We start from the raw sequence: 24122 nt of genomic DNA on the forward strand, positions 1-24122 counted from the left end.
TGTTTTTCTCAACGGACAGGCATTATCGCTCGGGTCTTTTATTACTAATCACGGAAATTACTGAATTGAAACGGTTGCCCTAATTCAGCACCACGCACCAACGTAATAACACTTTGCAAATCATCACGGGATTTGCCTGTTATCCTAACTTGCTCACCCTGAATTTGCGCCTGTACTTTAAGCTTGCTGTCCTTGATCAGCTTGACGAGTTTTTTCGCCAACGCCGTTTCAATACCTTGTTTCAGTTTTGCCTCAACACTATACGTCTTGCCGCTACGTTCCATTTCCTCTGGGATTTCCAGTGCGCCACCGTCGATCCCGCGTTTGGACAGTTTCTCCCGCAAAATGTCTACCAACTGTTTTACCTGAAAATCAGACTCACTAGTGATCTTGATCGTTTGTGCTTTCTCATTTAGATCAAAGCTGGCAGGAATATTACGAAAATCCCAACGGGTACCGAGTTCACGTGTGGCATTTTCTACAGCGTTGCGCGTTTCCTGCATATCAATTTCCGAAACTATATCGAAAGATGGCATAATTTTCTCTCCTGACAAAATCGCTGCCGAGCATAATAACCGTTCCCATCTCATAAACAAAATGCGAGGCAACACGAGGATTATTGTGGTTAGACTTTATTCTACAATCACAGCTTATTAGTCTGTTCTAGGCTACTGGTAAGGGGAACAGCCTATTATAGGCCTAAACAAGAACGAGAGTTCCCGCCTTTATAAAGGGAGATATGCATGAAAATTACCGTTCTTGGTTGCGGTGCAATCGGACAACTATGGCTCGCAGCTTTACATCGGCAGGGCCATGACGTACAGGGATGGTTACGTATCCCACAACCGTTTTGTCCAGTGAATGTCATGATGCTGAATGGGCAACACTGTAATCTGAATCTGACTGCAAACGATGTTGAACATCTGGCACAAAGCGAATTATTGCTGGTAACACTCAAGGCATGGCAAGTTTCTGATGCTGTGACCAGCCTAATCTCACGGCTTGATCCCAACTGTACTATTCTGCTGTTGCATAATGGCATGGGTGCCCGTGAAGAGCTGCCGACGCTTAAGCAACCTGTATTGCTTGGTGTGACAACCCACGCCGCACGCCGCGATCCCACCACCGTTGTACATATGGCCGCTGGGATAACACATATTGGTTCAATAAATGGCGTTGATACGCAAAGCCACTTTGCAGAAATACTGCACCATGCCCTGCCAGATGTTGCCTGGCATAACAATATTACCGTTACCTGCTGGCTGAAACTGGCGGCAAACTGTGTCATCAACCCGCTTACTGTCGTACACCACTGTACCAATGGTGAATTACGGGCCTACCCACAATTACTACAATCTCTTTGTCAAGAAATTGCACTGGTGATGGAACGTGAAGGATTCCATACTTCAACCGAAAGCCTGCTACTCTATATAAACCAGATTATTCAGAATACGGCAGACAATACATCCTCCATGCTACAAGACGTATTGGCACAAAAACACACTGAAATTGATTACATCACGGGTTATCTGTTGAAGCGCGCTCGCGTTCATGGATTGTCATTGCCGGAAAATAGCCGTTTGTTCGAATATATTAAGCGAGAGGAAAGTGACTATGAGCGCATCGGTACTGGTATGTCTGGCACCTGGTAGCGAGGAAACGGAAGCTGTCACCACTATCGATCTATTGATAAGGGCTGGTATACGGGTGGTCACCGCCAGTGTGGTGAGTGATGGTCATCTTGAAATTATCTGTTCCCGTGGTGTCAGACTGGTAGCGGATGCGCCGCTGGCTGCTGTCGTCGACCAGGAATTCGATGCTATTGTTCTTCCGGGAGGGATGCAGGGTGCAGAATGCTTCCGTGATAATCCGTTACTGATTGAACGAATTCGTCAGACACACCAGGAAGGAAAAATTATCGCAGCAATCTGCGCTTCTCCTGCAGTGGTATTGGAATATCACCAGATCTTCCCGATGGGGAACATGACCGGATATCCGACCCTGAAAGCGCAAATCGGCATAGATAAATGGGTGGATAAACGCGTGGTTTTCGATCCTCGTGTCAATCTACTGACCAGCCAAGGACCAGGTACCAGCATGGACTTCGCACTAAAGTTGATTGATCTACTATTGGGAAAAAAGAAAGCAGCGGAAGTGGCGGCACAATTGATATTGCCGTCGGGAATTTATAACTATCAAGACTGAATGCAAAAAGGCGCGCCTGCGCCTTTACAATCGCGCCATTATCGCCGCCGCCATGTGCACATTATCACCAACCTCAGGTGTGCCAGTGTTTTCCTCAGGGACGATAAACTTTCACATTACTAAAGCCCTGTTCACGCAGATAAAGCGCCTGTAATCGACTCATCACACCACGCGCACAATAAAGCAAATAGGTTTTGCTTTGGTCCAAATCGCCAAATTGGGTCGCCAGCTTATAGAAAGGCAAACACTTAATCGTTACCTGATCCAGCGACAACGGTTTCTCTTCCTGCTCATCAGGCGAGCGGATATCCAGCAAAACATCATTGGCGACGAAGCCCGCCACGGTTTCCACTTCAACGACTTCCTGACGGGTTTGCTCTGCAATCTCACGGATATCAATATTGCGGGCTTCGCTAACCACTCGGTCCAGAATGGAAAAGTCAAAATGAGCTTCTTCATGCTCAATTTTTGCTTTTACCGCTTTTACCGTCGGGCTCTTGGAAATCACACCACAATATTCCGGCATGGTCTTGGCAAAATCTTCAGTGCCCAGCTCGCGCGCCAGCTTGATAATGTGTTCTTTATCATGAGAAATCAGTGGACGTAAAACCAATGTATCGGAAGCATTATCGATCAAGCGTAGATTGGTCAATGTCTGGCTGGAAACTTGCCCCAGTGCTTCGCCGGTAACCAGTGCTTCCACACCATAACGCTCGGCAACTCTCGACGCCGCACGAACCATCATGCGCTTCAGGACGACACCCATCTGGCCATCATCGACGTTCTCCAGAATTTCTCCCACCACTGGTTCAAAATCAATAGCGACAAAACGAACCCGGTGTGAACTGCCAAAACGATTCCAGAGATAATGAGCAACCTGCTTCACACCGATTTCATGTGCCGCTCCGCCTAAATTAAAAAAGCAGTAATGGACACGGCAACCACGACGCATCAGCATATAACTCGACACACCGGAATCAAAACCGCCAGAAATCAGAGATAACACATCCTCCTGGGTACCAATCGGGAAACCGCCGATACCTTCATGGCGCCCTTTAATCAACAGCAGGCGATCCTGCTCGATTTCCAGATGCACCGTCACCTGTGGAGCAGTCAGATTGACACGTGCACTTTCGATATGCTGGTTCAAGCCACCACCAACATAACGCTCTACATCCTGAGAGCTGAAATCATGCTTACCACGCCGCTTGACTCGGACACAAAAGGTTTTCCCTTCCAACTGTTCCCGATACATTGCCAGTGTTTGTTCAAAAATATGGTGCATATCCGTATAGTCACGATCTTCAACTTCAAGAATATGGTGAATGCCAGGAATTCGAGTCAGCGCATCACATATGCTATCGTGCTGAAGTTCATCTTGTGCTCGAACTTCAATATGATCCCAGTGACGGACAACCGCCAGTGTTTCATCATGGGACTTTAAAACGTTACGAATATTACTGGTGAGAATTTTAATAAAGCGTAACCGCACAGATGGGCTTTTGATGGTAATTTCTGGGAACAATTTAATGATAAACTTCATGGTGGCTTTCGTTACTTGGTCTGAAAGGCGTAAATAAATTTACCCTGAGCGCTAAAATCGCGTTATCGGTAAAACCAGCCGTTTATATGATGGTTTACCAATAGCATCTAAAGCGCGGAGTATATCACCATATTGCGGATGGCTGCGTGCTTTAAGCGTATAATTGCAGCGATATTGCAAGCTGGTACGCTGATAATTGAGTGGCGTCCTCACAGCCAGACGCGTATAAACAGGAGTCTGAAACCGACTATGCCGAAAAAAACTGAACAACCCGTCAGCTTTGAAAGTTCACTCAGTGAACTGGAGCAAATCGTAACGCGTCTGGAATCTGGCGAATTACCGCTGGAAGACGCGCTGAATGAATTTGAGCATGGCATTCAACTGGCGCGTCAGGGTCAACAAAAACTTCAACAGGCTGAACAACGTGTGCAGATTCTATTAAATGATGACCCGGAAGCAGCATTAACGTCTTTCACTCCGGATAATGAGACGCTATGACAGATTTCGATACGCAGCTGAATGTTCTCTACCAGCGCAGTAATGCTGCCTTGAGCTGCTTTATTTCAGCACTACCTTTTCAGAGTAGTCCATTGGTAGACACCATAACTTATGGCACGCTTCTCGGAGGGAAACGGCTGCGTCCGTTTCTGGTTTATACTACCGGACACCTTTTTGGATTAGCCACAGAAAGCCTTGATGCGCCAGCGGCAGCGGTTGAATGTATTCATGCCTATTCACTCATTCACGACGATCTGCCCGCGATGGATAATGACGACCTGCGCCGAGGACAACCTACCTGCCACATGAAATTTGGCGAGGCCAGCGCCATTCTGGCAGGAGACGCATTGCAGACGCTGGCGTTCTCTATACTGGCTGATGCGCCTATGCTGCATGTCAGTGACCGTGACCGGTTGGCAATGTTATCTGAACTGGCTCAGGCCAGTGGCGTCAGCGGAATGTGTGGTGGTCAGGCGCTGGATCTTGCTGCGGAAGGGCATCAGGTGGATTTGTCCTCGCTCGAACAGATCCATCGCCACAAGACCGGCGCATTGATTCGAGCCTCCGTACGATTAGGCGCACTTGCGGCTGGCGAGCGTGGACGGGATGCCTTACCTTATCTCGATCGCTACGCCAATGCTATCGGGCTGGCTTTTCAGGTTCAGGATGACATACTGGATGTCATTGGTGATAGCACCACGACGGGGAAACGTCAGGGAGCCGATCAACAATTGGGGAAAAGTACCTACCCCGGCTTATTGGGTCTGGAGAACGCGAAAGCCAAAGCTCGAGATCTTTACCAGGAATCTTTAGCCGCGCTGAATGATTTGGTGGCTTCCAGTGATATTCCATTAGTCGTAACACCACTGCAAGCCTTAGCGAATTACATCGTTGAACGCGATAAATAACACCAATACAAGTAACTCCTTAATGGGCATCCGATGAGCTTTGATATAGCGAAATATCCCACGCTGGCGTTAGTGGAAACTCCAGAAGAATTGCGTCTGCTGCCAAAAGAAAGCCTGCCAAAACTATGTGACGAACTACGGCAATATTTGCTAGATAGCGTTAGTCGTTCGAGTGGTCACTTTGCCTCCGGTTTGGGTACAGTTGAGTTAACGGTCGCATTGCATTATGTCTATAACACCCCTTTCGATCATCTGGTGTGGGATGTGGGCCATCAGGCTTATCCGCACAAAATTCTAACCGGACGCCGTGATCGTATATCCACTATCCGTCAAAAAGACGGTCTACATCCGTTTCCCTGGCGCGAAGAGAGCGAATACGATGTACTCAGCGTGGGACACTCATCCACGTCCATCAGTGCCGGGCTGGGTATGGCCGTGGCGGCCGAACGTGAAGGTATGGGACGACGTACCGTTTGTGTTATCGGTGATGGTGCCATTACAGCAGGAATGGCATTTGAAGCCATGAATCATGCAGGCGATATCAAGCCTGATATGCTGGTGGTTCTAAATGATAACGAGATGTCGATTTCAGAAAATGTCGGTGCATTGAATAATCACCTCGCTCAACTGCTGTCTGGGAAGCTTTATTCCACCCTGCGTGAAGGCGGCAAAAAAGTCCTTTCGGGATTACCACCCATCAAAGAATTGATGAAACGGACTGAAGAACATCTGAAAGGTATGGTAGTGCCCGGAACCTTGTTTGAAGAACTGGGTTTTAATTATATTGGCCCGGTTGACGGTCATGATGTTCAGGCGCTTGCGCAAACACTGAAAAATATGCGTAGTCTGAAAGGCCCGCAACTACTGCATATCATGACCAAGAAAGGCAAAGGTTACGCACCTGCCGAACAAGACCCCATTAGTTGGCACGCAGTGCCAAAATTTGACCCGGCCAGTGGTACTCTGCCTAAAAGCAAGGAAAGCCTGCCGACCTACTCCAAGATTTTTGGTCAGTGGTTGTCTGAAACAGCCGCACAAGACAGTACACTAATGGCTGTCACTCCTGCCATGCGCGAAGGGTCAGGGATGGTGCAATTTTCCCGCGACTATCCGCAACAGTATTTTGATGTTGCGATCGCTGAGCAACATGCCGTTACCTTTGCCGCCGGTCTGGCAATTGGTGGTTATAAACCTGTTGTAGCTATTTATTCAACGTTCTTGCAACGCGCCTACGATCAAGTGATTCACGATGTCGCCATCCAGAATCTGCCAGTACTGTTTGCCATCGATCGTGGTGGCATTGTCGGTGCTGACGGGCAGACTCACCAGGGTGCTTTCGACCTGTCCTTCCTGCGTTGTATTCCCAACATGATAATCATGGCTCCCAGCGATGAAAACGAATGCCGTCAGATGCTTTACACTGGTTACCATTACCAAAAGGGCCCAACGGCAGTACGTTATCCCAGAGGCTGTGGGATCGATGCCGAACTCATGCCGTTGCAGGCATTACCCATCGGTAAAGGTGCCATCCGTCGCCAAGGTGAGAAAATTGCCATACTAAACTTCGGGACATTGCTGCCAGAGGCGAGGACAGTAGCTGAAACGTTGAACGCTACGCTAGTGGATATGCGATTTGTCAAACCGCTGGATGAAGCATTGGTTGAGACATTGGCGAGCACTCATCAAGCACTGGTAACGCTGGAAGAGAACGCCATTATGGGCGGAGCCGGCAGTGGCGTGAATGAATTCCTGATGTCAAAACGACTGTTGGTCCCGGTGCTGAACATCGGATTACCGGATCGTTTTATTCCTCAAGGGGTACAGGGAGAGATTCGGTCCGATCTAGGTCTGGATGCAGCAGGTATTGAGCACCAGATAACGCAATGGCTGGCATAACGGGCTGATAAAAAACAAGGAAGTAGTGACGCGTCCCTGATAGTGTTCACTTAGAACGATTGCCACAAAAATACGGAGTGAGATCCTAAGGAAAAGGTATCCACTCCGTATCGACTATCCCGATTGCTTCACTGACCGGTATTCATGTTTAAAAAAGTTCACAGCGGCTAATAATGGCCAGCCAAATAAATAATCCCGGTTGATATCGCGCCAGCGACGATGTCATCCACCATAATACCTGCGCCACCATGAACATTTCGGTCAAACCAGCGAATTGGCCAAGGTTTCCAGATATCAAGACAGCGAAAAACAACAAATCCTATAGCAATCCAGCCTCAGTTTCTGTTTGGAATCGCCATCAGCGTGATCCACATGCCGACAAACTCATCCCAGACAATGCTGCCATGATCGTGGATACCCATGTCTTTTGCCGTCTGATGACAAAGGTAAACACCGACACAGATACTACACATCACCAGCAGCACGTAAAGTTGTCAGGACAGGAACGACATCAGATACCACACGGGAATCGAGGCCAGAGATCCTACTGTTCCAGGCATCCAGGGTGACAAGTCGCTGCCAAAACCCGTTGCCAGAAAATGCAATGGATTACGATGCGCAAACGGTTTTTGGCAATTGAAGCGCTTTTCTTATCATGAGCCAAAATGGTCATAGCCCTTCAGATTCAGTTCAAGGGGTTTATCATGCTGAAAAAAACGTAACCCTTCAGAAGAAGGACCAATCTGCCCGATACAGGTATAGCGAGCCCCCAGATGGCCCAGGGCCACATCCAGGGCACCACGATTAAGCTCCGGAACGGTAAAACACAACTCATAATCCTCACCACCACTGAGCGCCAGGTTCATTGCCCAGGATGGATCCGCGTGTGCCAGCAAGGCATCAGAATAAGGTAATGCATCAAGGTTGATTCGCGCACCACATCCACTTGCTTTCAAAATATGCTGTATATCGGATACCAATCCATCGGAAAGATCGATAACCGCACTGGCCAGATCGCGCAGCGCCTGCCCTTGTAAAATCCGCGGATGTGGCCGTAAGTGGCGTTGAATCAGCATCTGATGTGCTTCAGGATCAGCAACTTCCCATTGATTCTGCAAAATCGCCAGACCAGCCGCACTGTCCCCCAGTGTGCCAGTGACGTAAATCCAGTCGCCAATACGAGCCTTGCTACGTGTCAATGCGCGTCCGACCGGAACCAGGCCATGGATAGTCAGTGTCATACTCAGCGGGCCGCGAGTCGTATCACCACCGATTAACTGCATGCCATAGTAATCCAACTGCTCAAACAGACTGTCACTATAGGCCGTCAACCACGCGTGATCGATTTCCGGCAATGTTAATGCCAGCGACAACCAGGCAGGATCAGCGCCCATGGCAGCCAAATCGCTCAGGTTAACCGCCAGGGATTTATAAGCCAGATCAGCGGGATCAATATCAGGCAGGAAATGAATCCCGGAAACCAGTGTATCGGTACTTATCGCCAGCAGTTGCTTGTCAGCGACTGTTAACAAAGCACAATCATCACCGATCCCCAGTTCGACATCCCGACGTGAAGTTCTTACCCGATCAAAATAACGGGCAATAATCTCAAACTCACCTTCAACCATAACCCTTCCAGACTGGTGAATCTAAAAAAACCAAGGCCGGTAAACCGGCCTTGGTTATCTTATTTTCTGCCTTTACGTATGTGAGGAGCAGCTTTATCCAGCACACCATTCACAAATTTATGACTATCTTCTGCACCGAAAGTCTTGGCCAGTTCAATGGCTTCATTAATTGCCACTTTATAGGGCACATCCTCGCGCTTGCTCAATTCGAACAGCGCCAAACGCAGAATGGCTTTTTCCACCTGACCTAATTCTCCCAATTGACGGGACAGATAAGGAACCATCAAGGCATCAAGCTTATCAGCCTGACTGGCAACCCCTGACAGGAGTTCACGAAAATAGGTGATGTCGACATCTTTGACATCCTGCTCGCTCAAAAATTGTAGTTCAATATCGGCAATATCGTTCTTTGATAACTGCCAAGAATAAAGCGCTTGAACCGCACATTCACGAGCACGGCGACGAGCAGCAGGTTTCACGGAATTCCCCTTAACTTAATAAATCAGGCTTACTTGATAGCGTTTAATACATTAATCATTTCAAGCGCGGTCAGGGCTGCTTCCGCCCCTTTATTACCCGCTTTGGTACCCGCACGCTCAATGGCCTGCTCAATACTTTCTGTCGTCAATACCCCGAAAGCGACCGGAATATCACTACTCATGGCGACATGAGACAAACCAGAGCTACACTCGCCGGCGACCAATTCAAAATGCGCAGTACCACCACGGATAACCGTTCCCAGAGCAACTACGGCATCGTACCCACCATTCTCAGTACTTTTGGTCAGCGCACGGACTGCCAGCGGCAATTCATAAGCACCTGGGACCCAAACGACGGTAATGTTCTCATCTTTAACCTGGCCAATGCGTTTCAGTGCATCGATAGCACCTTCCAGCAGGCTATCATTGATAAAATGGTTAAAGCGGGCAATAGCAATCGCCACACGGGCATTAGGAGTAGCAACAACACCTTCAATAACGTTCATAGCTTTCCTTTGACTGTTTTATTACCCCGCAGGGGGGCGGATTCTATCATATTCTTTTGGTCGGCGTATCCGCTTTTGTCGGACCAGGAGAGTCGCCTGACACCGGTTATTACTCTGGGTGTTCAGTACTGTGGCTTCAGGATAATCCGCAGGTCCGGCCCCACCAATCGGACATCTGTCATTGAGAATTCAGGTGCCCGCGCCAACGTCTCCAGTCCCGGCAACACACACAGCGGACGAGCCAAATCCCCAAGCAGTCTGGGTGCCATGTAGATAATCAACTCATCCACCACATTTGCTTGTAGTAACGCCCCGGCAAAGCGAGCACCAGCCTCCACCCACACCGAGTTAATCTGACGCTTTCCCAGCAGCATCATTAATGCCACCAAATCGCTACCATCACCTTGTTGCGGAACCAAAAGCTGTTCAACCGTATCCGGCCACGGCTGTTGATCCCGCTGGGGACGCGCCAGCCAGGTCATACCCGGCTGATGGATAATACGATGCTGTGGTTTCACCCGTAGTTGGCTATCGACAATAATCCTCACGGGCTGACGCAGTTGATCTTGCGGATAGACACGTTGCGTATCCGCATCCAATTCCGACCAACGTACGGTAAGTGAAGGGTCATCAGCCAGCACAGTAGCGCTACTACTCAGAATAGCGGCACTCTGTGCCCGAAACCGCTGCACATCCTGCCGTGCCTGCGGTGATGTAATCCACTGGCTTTCACCGGAGGCCATTGCCGTACGTCCATCCAGCGAAGCCGCCATTTTTAACTGTACATAGGGGAATCCGGTACGCATCCGCTTGAGAAACCCCCGATTAAGCTTTTCGGCTTCCGCCATCATGACACCGTGGGTAACATCGATACCGGCCTGCTGCAAACGATACAAACCGCGCCCTGCCACCTCGGGGTTGGGATCCTGCATTGCCGCAACAACTCTTGCCACTCCTGCCTCAATTAATGCATCAGCGCAAGGCGGTGTACGACCATGATGGCTGCACGATTCCAGCGTTACATACACCGTTGCACCGTTGGCCTGCTTTCCCGACATCCGCAAAGCATGGATCTCTGCATGAGGCTCACCGGTTTTATGGTGATAACCTTCGCCGACAATTTGTCCATCACGCACAATGACGCATCCCACATTCGGATTCGGCATCGTCGTAAAGCGACCACGCCGCGCCAGCGCCAATGCGTGAGCCATATAAAATTCATCAGACTGTATAGCCATCCTGCGAGTCCTTTTTGCGTGAAGAAAAACAGTTTTATTCTTCTGAAAGTAGCGGATTAGTCTTGCAAACGGGCAATTTCTTCACCAAATTCGCGGATATCTTCAAAACTACGATATACCGAGGCAAAACGGATGTATGCGACTTTATCTAACTTTTTCAATGCATCCATCACCAGATTTCCCACCATCTTGGCAGTAACTTCCCGTTCGCCAGTAGCCCGGAGTTGAGATTTGATATGACTAATGGCCATTTCAACGTCATCAGAACTGACGGGCCGTTTTTCCAACGCCTTTAGCATTCCGCTACGCAGTTTATCTTCGTTGAAAGGTTCACGGACATCATTACTCTTGATTACCCGGGGCATCACCAGTTCGGCTACCTCAAAAGTCGTAAAACGTTCGTTACATACCAGGCACTGTCGGCGACGGCGGACCTGAGAACCTTCCCCAACCAAACGGGAATCAATAACTTTGGTATCAACAGCAGAACAAAATGGGCAATGCATAAGATTTCCCGACCATAACCATCAACATGGATATAGTTTACCCTGAATTCCCCGCGTGACCAAAATCCCGACACGAGTCCGCGAGTGAAACACACGCATTTGACCGACCCCGCGACAAACTGTAAAAAATTCGTGTTAATTATACGAAAGAGTAACGGTTTAAGCTTTATTGAGGCTACATCAGCTAAAGTAGCCCCGCGATGTGGTCGTCCTATGCGCCAGTTTAATGAAAGCTGCCGATAGCGATTAGACCCACCTGTAATACCGCAGACTTGCCCTATCGTCTGCGCATGTTCAATAACCGGAGAACCCCTAATGGGACCAGACCCTAATCCTCACCCGGAAAACAGAGTCATCCACCGGTAAGCCAGCTTTTTTGCTGCCTTGCCGGTAACAGGCAAGGCAGTGACGTCTTCGTTCGTCCCTGCTGAAAACAATGAACTGCACGCTGGTGTATCGCCGCCACGTGTCGTTTTAGTCGTGGTATCTCTGATACTGCGGCAGGGAGATTTTTATGTTGTTTATTCGTCTCACACGGCAGCTGTTGGCACAGCTCAGCCGTCATTTACCACGCCGCCTGTTCCAGCGCGATCCGCTGCCAGATGGGCACCTGACTGCCACTCACGCGATGGCAGATACCATGGCCGAACGCTGCCTACGTCTTTCCAGACTAAGTGAAGTCGCGCTATATCAGGAATTTGCCAGTCATCCAGAAGGGCTACTGCCCGTCGAAGTAGTGCAGGCCAGAGAAACACACGGCGAAAACCGTATCCCCGGAGAGCAACCCGCGCCTTGGTGGATCCATCTGTGGCATTGCTACCGCAACCCGTTTAACCTGCTGCTAACACTGCTAGGGATGGTTTCCTACGCCACGGAAGATATCACCGCCGCGTTGGTGATTGCCCTGATGGTGTTAATCTCCACCCTGTTGCACTTCATTCAAGAGGCACGTTCAGGTAAAGCGGCTGACGCCCTGAAAGCGATGGTCAGCAACAAAGTGACGGTACTACGCAGCGATGCGCAGACCGGCTACAGCGACTATCAGGATATTCCACTGGTTCAGTTGGTCCCCGGTGATATCGTCAAACTCGCAGCCGGGGATATGATCCCGGCGGACTTGCGGGTGCTGCAAGCACGCGATCTGTTTATCAGTCAGGCTTCGCTGACGGGTGAATCCATCCCGGTAGAGAAAGTGGCACAGTCCCGGCAACAGAACGGTGTAGCTGCACTGGAATGCGATACGCTCTGTTTTATGGGCACCAATGTGGTGAGTGGTACCGCGTTAGCTATCGTGATCGGCTCTGGGGCCAATACCTGGTTTGGCCAGTTAGCTAGCCGCATAGTTCATCAACCCGGAGAGGAAAATGCCTTCCAGCGGGGTATCAGCCGGGTCAGTTGGCTATTGATCCGTTTCATGCTGGTGATGACGCCAGTAGTGTTGGTGATCAACGGCTATACCAAAGGTGACTGGTGGGAAGCCGCCTTGTTTTCACTCTCTGTTGCCGTAGGTCTGACACCAGAAATGCTGCCGATGATCGTCACCTCGACGCTAGCCAAAGGCGCAGTGAAACTGTCGCATCAAAAAGTGATCGTCAAACGCCTGGATGCAATCCAGAACTTTGGCGCCATGGATATTTTATGCACGGATAAAACCGGCACGCTGACACAGGATAAAATTGTACTGGAGTGTCATACCGATGCGTTTGGCCGCGCCAGTCAGCAGGTACTGCATCGTGCCTGGCTCAACAGCGCCTACCAGACCGGATTACGAAATCTGCTGGACCAGGCGGTACTGGACGTTATGCCACCCGATCAACAGCATTCTACCCTGTCTCGCTGGCGGAAAGTGGATGAAATACCGTTCGACTTTGAACGTCGTCGTATGTCGGTAGTAGTGAGTGAGAACCACAGTGGACATTTGCTGATCTGCAAAGGGGCGCTGGAAGAGATGCTCAGCGCCTGCTCACAGGTACGGCGAGGCGAACAGTTGCTGACATTAGATGATCAGTTGCTGACACAAATCCGCCAGTTGACTGACGATCTCAACCGCCAGGGGCTGCGTGTGGTGGCCGTCGCCAGCAAAATGATGACAGCTGACCGCCAGGATTATAGCCGTGTAGATGAGTCCGATTTAATTCTGGAAGGCTACATCGCCTTTCTTGATCCGCCGAAAGAAAGCACCGCGCCGGCACTGAAAGCGCTGAAAGATAACGGTGTAACGGTCAAGATCCTTACCGGCGACAGCGAACTGGTAGCAGCCAAAATCTGTCGGGAAGTTGGTATTGAACTCGAAGGCAGTCTCATCGGCAGCGATATTGATGCGCTCAACGACAAACAATTGGCCACAAAAGCACTCACCACGACACTGTTTGCTCGTTTAACGCCGCTACACAAAGAACGGATTGTGAGGCTGCTACGGTCTGAAGGACATGTGGTGGGCTTCATGGGCGACGGTATCAATGATGCTCCAGCTCTACGTGCCGCAGACATCGGTATCTCCGTTGATTCGGCAGTGGATATCGCCCGTGAAGCCGCAGATATCATCCTGCTGGAAAAAAGCCTTATGGTGCTGGAACAAGGCGTGATTGAAGGACGTCGCACGTTTGCCAACATGCTGAAATATATCAAAATGACTGCCAGTTCTAATTTTGGCAATGTTTTCAGCGTGTTAATTGCCAGTGCTTTTTTACCGTTCCTGCCAATGTTGCCGTTGCATTTGCTGATTCAGAATCTGATGTACGATATTTCGCAGATTGCCATCCCGTTTGACAATGTGGATGAAGAGCAACTCCGACAGCCACAACGCTGGAACGCCAGAGATCTGGGGCGTTTCATGGTGTTCTTCGGTCCCATCAGTTCGATTTTTGATGTGCTGACATTTGCGCTTATGTGGTGGGTTTTTCATGCCAATACACCGGAACTACAGACGCTGTTCCAGTCTGGCTGGTTTATTGAAGGCCTATTGTCGCAGACGCTGATTGTGCATATGATTCGTACCCGCCGGATTCCCTTTATCCAAAGTCGCCCGGCATGGCCACTGGCAGTGATGACGCTATTGATCATAGGAACGGGTATTGGACTTACCTTCTCACCATTGGATGGCTTCTTGCAATTGCAGGCGCTGCCCCTCAGCTACTTCCCGTGGCTGATCGCGATTCTGGGTAGCTATATGTTGTTGACGCAGGCAATGAAAGGCTTCTTTGCCCGTCGCTATGGCTGGCAGTGATACCTCTGCTTCTATTCCTCCGATACAGCGGGCAGCGTCCCGCTGTATTTCTATTTTTCACTACAATTCAGCATTCTCCACCTATCTTTCCCTGAAAGTTGTCAGTCACTATAGCGGAGATTAAATCACCTCTACATTGATGATCATTAAATAGCTCATGTACACGGTCCAAGGGAGAAACACGACATGACCATCCGCTATCGCCTCATCTTCACGCTGTCGGCTATGGCATTGCTGGCAGGCTGCGCCCAGCCTCAAACAACCCATGTACAAAATGAAATCGGTCAGCTCAATCAGAAACTGCGAGATCTGTCCGATCGCGCCGCAGCGCTGGAACAGCAAAATTCGCTGAATGCCAACTCAACCTCCGGGGCATATCTGTTGCCTGCGGCGAAAGACAGCGCACTCATTGATAGCAGTATCGGCAGACTGAGTCTGTCACTCAGCCAGATCGAGCCCGAGGCCAATGGCACCCGTGCCTTGCTGGTGTTCCGCACGCTTAATGACACAGCTTTACCCGCTTTCAGTGTCCAGATCAACTGGGGTCCGCTCGATCCAGTCAGCGGAAAACCGTTGGATATTGATATGCAAACCCTGTCACTGACAGTTCCACAGCCCTTGATACCAAAACCAGAAGTCACTGTCGACGTCAGGTTATCTGACCTCTCCCCAGAGCAACTCGGATTTGTACGTGTACACCATATTATTGCCGAACCATCAACTCATGGTGTTAATGAGTCCACCGGGACGTCAGGACGGAATTAATATCCATAACTAAAAAACCCGCCAATTGGCGGGTTTTTTAGTTCAACTGAAGGTCAATCTTTATTAAAAATCCGAGAAACCAACGGATTACGGCAGCAGTGACGGCTGGTCAGCCCCTTCTTTCTCTACTTTTTGCTGAAGCATATGTTCACGTTTCATACCGAGTTTCAGCGCCAGCGCAGAAGCTACGTAGATAGAAGAAACCGTACCAACTGATACCCCGATCAACATGGAAAGTGCAAAACCATTCAGCATCGCACCACCAAAGATATACAGCATCAGTACCACTACCAGCGTAGTGGCGGATGTCATAATAGTACGGCTCAAGGTCTGCGTCAGAGAGACATTCATGATTTCATACGACGTACCACGGCGAATTTTACGGAAATTTTCACGGATACGGTCAGAAACCACGATACTGTCATTCAGTGAGTAACCGATAACGGACATCAGCGATGCCACGATAGTCAGGTCAACCTCTATCTTGAACAGTGATAACACCCCTAACGTAATAATGACGTCATGAGCCAAGGCAATAACCGCCCCAAGGGCCAAACGCCATTCGAATCGGAAGCCCACATAAATCAGGATACAAATCAGTGCAGACAGCAATGCCATAGCACCGGCTTGCGCCAAATCACTGCCCACGCTGGGGCCGACGAACTCAATCCGTTTTACTACTGCATTCTGCCCGATTTTCTGGTTAATCACGCTCAATACCTGATTACCCAACTCCTGTCCAGAATTGCCCACTGACGGCGCCATGCGCACCATCAGATCACGGCTGCTGCCGAAATTCTGAACCAGCGGATCAGCAAAACCCGCTTGTTTAAGCGCATTACGCATCACATCCAGATTGGCTGGTTTCTCAAGGTGAATTTCAATTACCGTACCACCGGTAAAATCCAGCCCCCAGTTAAAACCACGAACACCTATCAGGACGAGAGCGATAACCACCAGTGTCCCTGAAATCAGGAAGGCAAGATTATCCCAGCGCATAAAGTCAATGACTTTACGCCCGTAGTTGAGTTGCTCAACAGTATATTCCTGTGCCACAACGCACTCCTCAGATAGACAGCTTGTTTATGCGTTTACCGCCGTAAAGCAGGTTAACGATGGCACGAGTACCAACAATTGACGTGAACATAGAGGTAAGCACCCCGATGGTCGTCGTGATGGCAAACCCTTTTATGGAACCGGTACCGACGGCATACAGGATCACCGCAGTAATCAACGTGGTCACGTTCGCATCAATAATACTGGAGAATGCGCCTTTATAACCTTCATGGATCGCCTGCTGAACAGTACGGCCGTTCCTCAGCTCCTCCTTGATACGCTCGTTAATCAGTACGTTGGCGTCAACGGCTACCGCCAGCGTTAGCACGATACCTGCGATACCCGGCATCGTAAGTGTTGCCCCTGGCAACAGCGACATCACACCAATAATCAGCACCAGGTTAGCGAGCAACGCGGTGGTCGCTATAATGCCGAACTTACGGTAGTAAACCACCATAAACAGAATAGATGCCACCAATCCCCATAGACAGGCTTCCAGACCCTGTGTGATGTTCTGCATCCCCAGTGTCGGCCCGATGGTCCGCTCTTCAACAATCTGAATAGGTGCAATCAATGCACCAGCACGCAGCAGCAGTGACAGCTGACGCGCTTCATTTGGATTGCTGATACCTGTAATTCGGAAGCTATTCCCCAGACGAGACTGAATAGTCGCAACGTTAATCACTTCTTCATGTTTCACCAGGATGGCGCGACCTTTGGCATCTTTCTTACCACTGTCTTTATACTCTACAAACAGTGTTGCCATCAGCTTACCGATGCTGTTCTTGGTGAAGTTGGACATGATGTTTCCACCAGTGCTGTCCAATGAAATATTCACTTGCGGACGGTTATATTCGTCAGTGCTCGAAGTAGAGTCAGTAATGTGGTCACCGGTCAGAATCACGCGTTTGTATAGCACTACCGGAGAGCCATCCTGCATGTACTTCACTTCTGAGTCACCCGGTATATGGCCACTGGCCGCCGCCGCTGCGTCAACATTACTGTTTACCAGACGGAATTCCAACGTTGCGGTAGCCCCAAGGATCTCCTTGGCTCGCGCGGTATCCTGAATCCCCGGCAATTCAACAACAATACGGTCTGACCCTTGACGCTGCACCAATGGTTCAGCCACGCCCAGCTGGTTTACGCGGTTACGCAGAATGTTAATGTTCTGCTGTACGGCATATTCGCGAGCTTCTCTCAAACGGGCATCACTCATCACGGCATGCAGCATGTCGCCGCCTGAAGCATTGATAACCAAATCACGGTGGCGTGGCGTCAAATAGTTAACAGCTTCATCACGGGTCTGACTGTCGCGGAAACGAATCTCGACACCATAATTATCTGACTTACTAACTGAAGAATAAGGGATACCTTTGTCACGCAGGTCGCTGCGCAGGGAATCCATGGTCTGCTCTTGCAGTTTACTTAGCGCGGTACCCATATCCACTTCCATCAGAAAGTGAACGCCGCCACGCAGATCGAGCCCTAACTTCATGGGCTCTGCTCCCAGCATTCTCAACCATTGCGGTGTAGCCGGAGCCAGGTTAAGCGCCACTACAAATTTATCGCCCAGCGCGCTGAGCAGCGCTTCCCGGGCACGAAGCTGAATATCAGGATTAGAAAAGCGAGCCAGAATCGCACCATTTTCCAGTGCAATCGACTTGCTGGCGATATTTTGTTCTTTTAATACTTTCTGGACCTGGACCAGCGTAGATTCACTGGCGGCGACACCTCGCGCGCCAGTAATCTGTACCGCCGGATCCTCACCATACAGGTTAGGAAGTGCATAAAGCAGACCGACAGCAAGAATCACGATCAGCATGATGTACTTCCACAAAGGATAACGGTTCAACACGGTAGTTCCCTTCGGGAAAGTCGAAAATTACAGGGCTTTCATAGTACCCTTCGGCAACACTGCCGCCACGAAATCACGTTTGATAATGACTTCATTATCATCATTCAAGGCAATCGAAACATAACCAGTATCGGACACTTTGGTTACACGGCCAACCAAGCCGCCGGTGGTCAATACTTCATCACCCTTGCTGATGGAATCCATCAGCTTTTTGTGTTCCTTGGTACGTTTTTGCTGGGGACGCAGGATCATGAAGTAAAAGATCAGACCGAAAACGGCCAGCATAATAACCAGAGAGTACGGGCTTCCCTGAGCCGGAGCACCAGCGGTTGCTGCTACAGCATCGGAAATAAAAAGACTCATTTAAGTTTCCTCTTTGTTATCAACACAAAAATGTTATCAATAAAACGATATTTAAAGGTGGCCACCCTTATCATCTACAACATCCTGTTCAGCCAACGGCGGAACCGGCTTACCCATACGCTGATAAAACGCAGCCACAAAGTCCTCTAATCTACCCTTTTCAATGGCCTGACGTAAACCTGCCATCAGCCGCTGATAATAGCGCAAATTATGGATAGTATTGAGTCGTGCACCAAGTATTTCGTTACAACGATCAAGGTGATGCAAGTAGGCACGGCTATAATTGCGACACGTGTAGCAATCACAGTGTTCATCCAATGGTCCAGTGTCGTCCTTATACTTGGCATTACGGATTTTTACTATCCCATCGGTGACAAACAAATGACCATTACGGGCATTACGCGTTGGCATTACGCAGTCAAACATATCAATGCCACGCCGCACCCCTTCAACCAAATCTTCCGGTTTTCCGACCCCCATAAGATAACGGGGTTTATCCGCCGGAATTTGCGGACAGACATGTTCCAGAATTCGGTGCATGTCCGCTTTAGGTTCGCCGACTGCCAAGCCGCCCACAGCGTACCCATCAAAGCCAATGTCTACCAGTTCTTTTACCGAGACATCTCGTAAATCTTCGTAAACACTACCCTGAATAATCCCAAACAGCGCATTCTTGTTACCTAGCTCGTCAAAACGCTGGCGACTGCGTTGCGCCCAGCGCAGCGACATTTCCATTGAGCGCTTGGCATAATCCCAGTCAGCAGGATACGGCGTACATTCGTCGAAAATCATCACAATGTCGGAGCCCAGATCATGCTGGATTTCCATGGATTTTTCAGGGCTCAGAAAAATGGCATCGCCATTAATCGGGTTACGGAAATGGACACCCTCTTCCGTAATTTTACGGATATCTCCCAGGCTAAACACCTGGAAACCGCCGGAATCAGTAAGAATAGGTCCATGCCACTGCATAAAATCGTGCAGATCACCATGCAGCTTCATGATTTCCTGCCCAGGACGCAGCCACAGATGAAAAGTATTACCTAACAGGATCTGCGCGCCGGTTTCCTTGACTTCTTCCGGAGTCATCCCTTTAACCGTACCGTAAGTACCTACCGGCATAAATGCCGGTGTTTCCACTACACCGCGTTCAAATACCATGCGACCACGGCGAGCGCAACCATCGGTATTTAATAATTCATACTTCACTTAACCTCCAGCATCAGAGAAACAGTCTGATGTTATCGTTGATTGCTTATAAAACAGTCATACCCACAGAACCTGGTCTGTAGTACATAATAACAGGGAGTTACCCGATTTTTTCCTGCTCAGCCGCAGCATTGTGCGTGATAAACATCGCATCGCCATAACTGAAAAAACGGTATTGCTCTGCCACTGCCTGCTGATAGGCGCTCATGGTATGGTGATACCCGGCGAAGGCTGAAACCAGCATGATCAACGTGGATTCAGGCAGGTGAAAGTTAGTCACCAGCGCATCGATCACCCGATAGTGGTAACCGGGATAGATAAAAATGCGGGTATCACCAAAAAAAGGGGAAATCAATCCATCCTGGCTGGCCTGCGCCGCACTTTCCAGCGAACGGACTGACGTGGTGCCAACAGCAACAACCCGATTGCCTCGCGACTTACAGGCCAATACCTCATCCACCACATTCTGTGGTACTTCAGCGTACTCCGCGTGCATGATGTGCTCTTCGATGGTCTCGACCCGTACAGGTTGGAAAGTACCAGCCCCGACATGCAAAGTGACAAACGCCATCTTCACACCTTTGGCGCACAGAGCAGCCAGCATCGGTTCATCGAAATGCAATCCAGCAGTAGGCGCGGCTACCGCACCTGGTCGCAGGCTGTAAACCGTCTGGTACAGCTCCCGATCGCTTTCTTCATCAGGGCGGTCAATATAAGGCGGCAACGGAATATGGCCGATATCATTAAGGATGGTCAGCACATCGCGCGCGTCATCAAAGCGAATCTCAAACAAGGCATCGTGACGGGCCAGCATCGTTGCACGTACGCTCTCATCTTCACCGAGAATCAGCACCGCATCGGGTTTCGGCGCCTTAGACGCACGAACATGTGCCAGTACACGGTGTTCATCCAGCACTCGCTCCACCAGCACTTCCAGTTTGCCACCACTGGCTTTACGACCAAACAGGCGAGCCGGAATGACTCGAGTATTGTTGAAAACCAGCAGATCGCCAGCATCCAGTTTGTCCAATAGATCGGTAAACACGCCATGCGTTATCTTCCCTGTCGGCCCATCCAGCGACAGTAAACGACAACCACTGCGTTGTGGCTGTGGATAATGGGCAATAAGAGATTCAGGAAGTTCAAACGAAAAATCGGTAACACGCATGACAATTCACTTAGCTTTTCGACATAGTAAAAAAAGAGGCGGCCTAGTCTAGAGCCGAGAGAGGATGGCTGCAAGAAATAAGCAAGGAATACAGATAAATTGCACTATACTGGGCACATGAATTTTCTCGCGCACCTCCATCTGGCCACACTGTCCAACAGTTCTCTGATCGGGAATCTGATGGCTGATTTTGTACGGGGTAATCCCCAGGAACATTATCCGTCTGACATTGTGGCAGGCATCCGATTGCATCGTCGCGTCGATGTCCTTACCGACAGTCTGCCTGAAGTACGGGAAGCCTGCCGCTGTTTCAGTGCGGACTATCGCCGAGTCGCCCCGATCACACTCGATGTTCTGTGGGATCATTTTCTGTCACGGCATTGGTCGACACTGGAACCTACGACCTTGCTGGATAACTTTATTACTACGGCGCAATTGCAAATAGTCCCTCATTTGTCCCAAACGCCAGATCGTTTCCAGAACCTAAACCGTTATTTATGGCCGGAACGTTGGCTGGAGCGCTATGCAGAGCTCCCCTTCATCGCCGATGTACTGCATCGGATGTCAGTGCGTCGCCCGCGTCTGGCCGCACTTTCCGGCTCTTTTAGCGATATTGAACGTCACTACCACCAATTTGAAACATTATTCTGGCAATTCTATCCTCGTATGATGCAGTTGGCGAAAACGGGTCAACTTTAGATCTTAAGCTGGTCTGCTATAGTTTTGTCGATACTGCTTGCCCTTTTAGACAAAGGGATTAATTTAAGTATCAGGGTTAAATACCAATTGATTCGATAGGCAAAAGCTATCTCATTGATTGGTCGCTTTACCTTTATTCACTAGTATGGAGTCCCTATACTTACTAACGTTTTCTACATCAATCCATCATTCACAATTATTTACAGGAGTAATTATGGTCCTGGTAACTCGCCCAGCCCCCGACTTCACTGCTGCAGCTGTTTTAGGAAGCGGAGAAATTGTTGAAAATTTCAACCTGAAAAAGCATATCAGTGGTAAACCTGCTGTGATCTTCTTCTGGCCGATGGATTTCACTTTCGTTTGCCCTTCCGAGCTGATCGCATTCGATCACCGCTATGAAGAGTTCCAGAAACGTGGTGTTGAAGTTGTTGGTGTTTCTTTCGATTCTGAATTCGTACATAACGCCTGGCGCAAAACGCCGATCGATAAAGGCGGTATCGGCGAAGTGAAATATGCAATGGTCGCAGATTCTAAACGTGAAATTCAGAAGGCATATGGTATTGAACATCCAGATGCCGGCGTGGCACTGCGCGGTTCTTTCCTGGTTGACAAAAATGGTGTTGTCCGCCATCAGGTTGTTAACGATCTGCCGTTAGGCCGTAACATCGACGAAATGCTGCGTATGGTTGACGCATTGCAGTTCCACGAAGAGCATGGCGAAGTATGCCCGGCTCAATGGGAAAAAGGCAAAGCCGGTATGGGTGCCTCCCCTGATGGCGTAGCTAAATATCTGTCTGAAAACGCGGCCAAGCTGTAAGAAACAACTTCTTCCGGTTATTAGTTTTCATCAGTGTTAAAAAGCCAATTGCTAACGCAATTGGCTTTTTTCTTATCTTTAAGATTTATCTAACGGGAAATACCTGACAGCAGCAAAGCCGTTATCAGCAGGTAGCTGTTTCAAGTTTTTTACGACGTTGATAAATGGCATAGCTTAGCAGCAGCATAACTATCCACAGCACCCCGACATACAGAGAAATTCGGGTATCAGGGAAATAACCAATCAATCCAATGATAAAAATCAGGAAAACCACCCCGACAGCAGAGGTGACAGCGCCACCACGTAACGGGAAGGCCAGTGCTTTTGTTTCTTCACGGCTGAGTTTGCGACGAAAGGCGATTTGAGAACACAGGATCATAATCCACACCCATACCGTCGCGAAGGTTGCCAGAGAGGCGATCACCAGAAAGACTTTTTCCGGCATGATGTAATTCAGGTACACCGCCACCAACAACGCCATGGTCATCACTACTACTGTCACCCAGGGAATGCCATGTCGTGAAAGTCGGGTAAAGATCCTGGGCGCTTGTCCTTGTTCCGCCATGCCGTGCAACATACGTCCTACACCAAAAACATCGCTGTTAATCGCGGAAAGCGAGGCAGTAATCACCACAAAATTCAGAATACCCGCTGCGGCGGTAATGCCCATATGCTGGAACGTCAGCACAAACGGGCTACCATTAGTCCCTACCTGATTCCATGGATAGATGGACATAATCACGAATAGTGTACCAACATAAAATACCAGAATACGCCACGGCACTGAGTTGATGGCCCGTGGAATCGATTTACGAGGGTCTTGCGCTTCCCCAGCGGTAATACCGATAATTTCCACACCGCCATAGGCAAACATCACCATCTGTAGTGAAATAATCATTCCCATAACCCCATGGCTGAAAAAACCACCGTTGGACCACAGGTTATGAATACCGGTCGATTCACCACCATTGCCGATTCCCCAGACGATAATACCGACGCCGGCGATGATCATGACAATAATGGTTGCCACTTTGAAGAAGGACAACCAGAACTCCAATTCACCAAACACCTTGACGTTCATCAGGTTGATCGCACCGATGATCATCACCACGCTCAGCACCCATACCCAGTGCGGGACATCGGGAAACCAGACGCTCATGTAGATGCCAAAAGCGGTAACATCGGCAATCGCAACGATCAGCATCTCAAAACAATAGGTCCAGCCGGTGATATATCCCGCCAACGGCCCAAGGTAATCCAGGGCGTAACGTGAAAAAGAACTGGCCTGAGGGTTATTGACCGACATCTCCCCCAAGGCGCGCATGATAATGTAGGCCACCACGCCCCCAATCAGATAAGCCAGCAACACGCTGGGTCCCGCCATCTGAATAGCGCTGGCTGAGCCATAGAACAAGCCGGTACCAATCGCCGAACCTAAAGCGATAAAACGGATGTGCCGCGCACTTAACCCACGCTTGAGCTTGGATTGTTGTTCCATAAATAAGCAACCCTGTTTTACAAACGAAAAAACCACAGGCGCTTGCCTGTGGTACA

General features: G+C 49.5%; 22 protein-coding genes and 1 pseudogene. 9 read left to right on the forward strand and 14 right to left on the reverse strand.

Annotated elements, in window-relative coordinates:
• Nucleotides 1-44 precede the first annotated feature (44 nt).
• Nucleotides 45-536, reverse strand: coding sequence for a YajQ family cyclic di-GMP-binding protein (locus tag RS889_RS16965; protein ID WP_021014964.1), 492 nt, complete (start codon nt 534-536; stop codon nt 45-47).
• Between the two features lie 207 nt (nt 537-743).
• On the opposite strand from RS889_RS16965, the gene panE reads away from it, so the two are divergent.
• Nucleotides 744-1652 carry a 2-dehydropantoate 2-reductase gene (gene panE / locus RS889_RS16970; protein WP_021014963.1) on the forward strand — a complete coding sequence of 303 codons (909 nt, stop codon included), beginning with the start codon at nt 744-746 and terminating at the stop codon, nt 1650-1652.
• Nucleotides 1615-2205: a protein deglycase YajL gene (yajL, locus tag RS889_RS16975; RefSeq protein WP_315708095.1), complete on the forward strand. Its 591-nt coding sequence runs from the start codon at nt 1615-1617 to the stop codon at nt 2203-2205. Before panE ends, yajL begins: the two co-directional genes overlap by 38 nt.
• Before the next feature lie 94 nt (nt 2206-2299).
• Here yajL and thiI read toward each other — a convergent pair whose 3' ends face one another.
• Complete coding sequence (thiI, locus tag RS889_RS16980; RefSeq protein WP_021014961.1) at nt 2300-3748, reverse strand: tRNA uracil 4-sulfurtransferase ThiI; 1449 nt, start codon at nt 3746-3748, stop codon at nt 2300-2302.
• A 249-nt stretch (nt 3749-3997) separates the two neighbouring features.
• Here thiI and xseB point away from each other — a divergent pair, with 249 nt between their 5' ends.
• From xseB to dxs, 3 genes are read left to right on the forward strand one after another with little or no spacing between them, the layout of a single operon-like run.
• Nucleotides 3998-4246: an exodeoxyribonuclease VII small subunit gene (gene xseB / locus RS889_RS16985; protein WP_021014960.1), complete on the forward strand. Its 249-nt coding sequence runs from the start codon at nt 3998-4000 to the stop codon at nt 4244-4246.
• Nucleotides 4243-5154 carry a (2E,6E)-farnesyl diphosphate synthase gene (gene ispA, locus RS889_RS16990; RefSeq protein WP_315708096.1) on the forward strand — a complete coding sequence of 304 codons (912 nt, stop codon included), beginning with the start codon at nt 4243-4245 and terminating at the stop codon, nt 5152-5154. Before xseB ends, ispA begins: the two co-directional genes overlap by 4 nt.
• Nucleotides 5155-5187: 33 nt before the next feature.
• On the forward strand, nt 5188-7050 hold the full coding sequence (gene dxs / locus RS889_RS16995) for a 1-deoxy-D-xylulose-5-phosphate synthase (RefSeq protein ID WP_315708097.1): 1863 nt from the start codon (nt 5188-5190) through the stop codon (nt 7048-7050).
• A 167-nt stretch (nt 7051-7217) separates the two neighbouring features.
• Here dxs and pgpA read toward each other — a convergent pair.
• The 6 genes and pseudogenes from pgpA to nrdR all read right to left on the reverse strand — a co-directional run bounded on the left by pgpA (nt 7218) and on the right by nrdR (nt 11407).
• Nucleotides 7218-7723 (reverse strand): annotated as a pseudogene (gene pgpA, locus RS889_RS17000) (phosphatidylglycerophosphatase A).
• Nucleotides 7704-8678, reverse strand: a complete 975-nt coding sequence (thiL, locus tag RS889_RS17005; RefSeq protein ID WP_315708098.1) for a thiamine-phosphate kinase — start codon at nt 8676-8678, stop codon at nt 7704-7706. The pseudogene pgpA and the gene thiL overlap by 20 nt, the downstream one beginning before the upstream one ends.
• Before the next feature lie 59 nt (nt 8679-8737).
• Nucleotides 8738-9157 (reverse strand): transcription antitermination factor NusB, encoded by a 420-nt coding sequence (gene nusB / locus RS889_RS17010; RefSeq protein ID WP_021014956.1) that lies wholly within the window; start codon nt 9155-9157, stop codon nt 8738-8740.
• Nucleotides 9158-9186: 29 nt separating this feature from the next.
• Nucleotides 9187-9663, reverse strand: a complete 477-nt coding sequence (gene ribH / locus RS889_RS17015; protein WP_021014955.1) for a 6,7-dimethyl-8-ribityllumazine synthase — start codon at nt 9661-9663, stop codon at nt 9187-9189.
• Nucleotides 9664-9785: 122 nt separating this feature from the next.
• Nucleotides 9786-10901, reverse strand: coding sequence for a bifunctional diaminohydroxyphosphoribosylaminopyrimidine deaminase/5-amino-6-(5-phosphoribosylamino)uracil reductase RibD (ribD, locus tag RS889_RS17020; RefSeq protein ID WP_315708099.1), 1116 nt, complete (start codon nt 10899-10901; stop codon nt 9786-9788).
• Nucleotides 10902-10957: 56 nt separating this feature from the next.
• The gene (nrdR, locus tag RS889_RS17025; RefSeq protein WP_021014953.1) at nt 10958-11407 is read right to left on the reverse strand and encodes a transcriptional regulator NrdR; all 450 of its coding nucleotides are present in this window, start codon (nt 11405-11407) and stop codon (nt 10958-10960) included.
• Nucleotides 11408-11924: 517 nt separating this feature from the next.
• On the opposite strand from nrdR, the gene mgtA reads away from it, so the two are divergent.
• Nucleotides 11925-14633, forward strand: a complete 2709-nt coding sequence (mgtA, locus tag RS889_RS17030; protein ID WP_315711093.1) for a magnesium-translocating P-type ATPase — start codon at nt 11925-11927, stop codon at nt 14631-14633.
• Between the two features lie 186 nt (nt 14634-14819).
• Nucleotides 14820-15398 carry a SadB/YajI family lipoprotein gene (locus RS889_RS17035; RefSeq protein ID WP_315708100.1) on the forward strand — a complete coding sequence of 193 codons (579 nt, stop codon included), beginning with the start codon at nt 14820-14822 and terminating at the stop codon, nt 15396-15398.
• An 87-nt stretch (nt 15399-15485) separates the two neighbouring features.
• Here the strand turns inward: RS889_RS17035 and secF are convergent, their stop codons facing one another.
• The 5 genes from secF to queA all read right to left on the reverse strand — a co-directional run bounded on the left by secF (nt 15486) and on the right by queA (nt 21052).
• Nucleotides 15486-16454 carry a protein translocase subunit SecF gene (gene secF, locus RS889_RS17040; protein ID WP_021014950.1) on the reverse strand — a complete coding sequence of 323 codons (969 nt, stop codon included), beginning with the start codon at nt 16452-16454 and terminating at the stop codon, nt 15486-15488.
• 10 nt (nt 16455-16464) lie between these two features.
• Entirely contained in the window at nt 16465-18312 is a 1848-nt protein-coding gene (secD, locus tag RS889_RS17045; protein WP_071790851.1) for a protein translocase subunit SecD, read from the reverse strand.
• A gap of 27 nt (nt 18313-18339) precedes the next feature.
• A complete protein-coding gene (gene yajC / locus RS889_RS17050) occupies nt 18340-18675 on the reverse strand; it encodes a preprotein translocase subunit YajC (RefSeq protein ID WP_021014948.1) in 336 nt (111 codons plus the stop codon).
• Nucleotides 18676-18726: 51 nt separating this feature from the next.
• Nucleotides 18727-19884, reverse strand: a complete 1158-nt coding sequence (gene tgt / locus RS889_RS17055; protein WP_021014947.1) for a tRNA guanosine(34) transglycosylase Tgt — start codon at nt 19882-19884, stop codon at nt 18727-18729.
• Nucleotides 19885-19984: 100 nt separating this feature from the next.
• On the reverse strand, nt 19985-21052 hold the full coding sequence (gene queA, locus RS889_RS17060) for a tRNA preQ1(34) S-adenosylmethionine ribosyltransferase-isomerase QueA (protein WP_315708101.1): 1068 nt from the start codon (nt 21050-21052) through the stop codon (nt 19985-19987).
• Nucleotides 21053-21169: 117 nt separating this feature from the next.
• Between queA and RS889_RS17065 the strand changes: the two genes are divergently transcribed.
• Entirely contained in the window at nt 21170-21751 is a 582-nt protein-coding gene (locus tag RS889_RS17065; RefSeq protein WP_021014945.1) for an acyl carrier protein phosphodiesterase, read from the forward strand.
• 214 nt (nt 21752-21965) lie between these two features.
• Entirely contained in the window at nt 21966-22568 is a 603-nt protein-coding gene (locus RS889_RS17070; protein WP_021014944.1) for a peroxiredoxin C, read from the forward strand.
• Nucleotides 22569-22692: 124 nt separating this feature from the next.
• Here RS889_RS17070 and proY read toward each other — a convergent pair whose 3' ends face one another.
• Nucleotides 22693-24066 carry a proline-specific permease ProY gene (gene proY, locus RS889_RS17075; protein ID WP_315708102.1) on the reverse strand — a complete coding sequence of 458 codons (1374 nt, stop codon included), beginning with the start codon at nt 24064-24066 and terminating at the stop codon, nt 22693-22695.
• Between the last annotated feature and the right edge of the window lie 56 nt (nt 24067-24122).

This window comes from Brenneria uluponensis, from assembly GCF_032395385.1.
In the GTDB taxonomy this organism is placed as follows: domain Bacteria; phylum Pseudomonadota; class Gammaproteobacteria; order Enterobacterales; family Enterobacteriaceae; genus Prodigiosinella; species Prodigiosinella aquatilis.

Excerpts from the sequence above, each read along its gene's own strand:
- RS889_RS16965 (WP_021014964.1), bottom strand. The coding sequence starts at position 536 with ATGCCATCTTTCGATATAGTTTCGGAAATTGATATGCAGGAAACGCGC.
- panE (WP_021014963.1), top strand. The coding sequence starts at position 744 with ATGAAAATTACCGTTCTTGGTTGCGGTGCAATCGGACAACTATGGCTC.
- yajL (WP_315708095.1), top strand. The coding sequence starts at position 1,615 with ATGAGCGCATCGGTACTGGTATGTCTGGCACCTGGTAGCGAGGAAACG.
- thiI (WP_021014961.1), bottom strand. The coding sequence starts at position 3,748 with ATGAAGTTTATCATTAAATTGTTCCCAGAAATTACCATCAAAAGCCCA.
- xseB (WP_021014960.1), top strand. The coding sequence starts at position 3,998 with ATGCCGAAAAAAACTGAACAACCCGTCAGCTTTGAAAGTTCACTCAGT.
- ispA (WP_315708096.1), top strand. The coding sequence starts at position 4,243 with ATGACAGATTTCGATACGCAGCTGAATGTTCTCTACCAGCGCAGTAAT.
- dxs (WP_315708097.1), top strand. The coding sequence starts at position 5,188 with ATGAGCTTTGATATAGCGAAATATCCCACGCTGGCGTTAGTGGAAACT.
- thiL (WP_315708098.1), bottom strand. The coding sequence starts at position 8,678 with ATGGTTGAAGGTGAGTTTGAGATTATTGCCCGTTATTTTGATCGGGTA.
- ribH (WP_021014955.1), bottom strand. The coding sequence starts at position 9,663 with ATGAACGTTATTGAAGGTGTTGTTGCTACTCCTAATGCCCGTGTGGCG.
- ribD (WP_315708099.1), bottom strand. The coding sequence starts at position 10,901 with ATGGCTATACAGTCTGATGAATTTTATATGGCTCACGCATTGGCGCTG.
- nrdR (WP_021014953.1), bottom strand. The coding sequence starts at position 11,407 with ATGCATTGCCCATTTTGTTCTGCTGTTGATACCAAAGTTATTGATTCC.
- RS889_RS17035 (WP_315708100.1), top strand. The coding sequence starts at position 14,820 with ATGACCATCCGCTATCGCCTCATCTTCACGCTGTCGGCTATGGCATTG.
- yajC (WP_021014948.1), bottom strand. The coding sequence starts at position 18,675 with ATGAGTCTTTTTATTTCCGATGCTGTAGCAGCAACCGCTGGTGCTCCG.
- queA (WP_315708101.1), bottom strand. The coding sequence starts at position 21,052 with ATGCGTGTTACCGATTTTTCGTTTGAACTTCCTGAATCTCTTATTGCC.
- RS889_RS17065 (WP_021014945.1), top strand. The coding sequence starts at position 21,170 with ATGAATTTTCTCGCGCACCTCCATCTGGCCACACTGTCCAACAGTTCT.
- RS889_RS17070 (WP_021014944.1), top strand. The coding sequence starts at position 21,966 with ATGGTCCTGGTAACTCGCCCAGCCCCCGACTTCACTGCTGCAGCTGTT.
- proY (WP_315708102.1), bottom strand. The coding sequence starts at position 24,066 with ATGGAACAACAATCCAAGCTCAAGCGTGGGTTAAGTGCGCGGCACATC.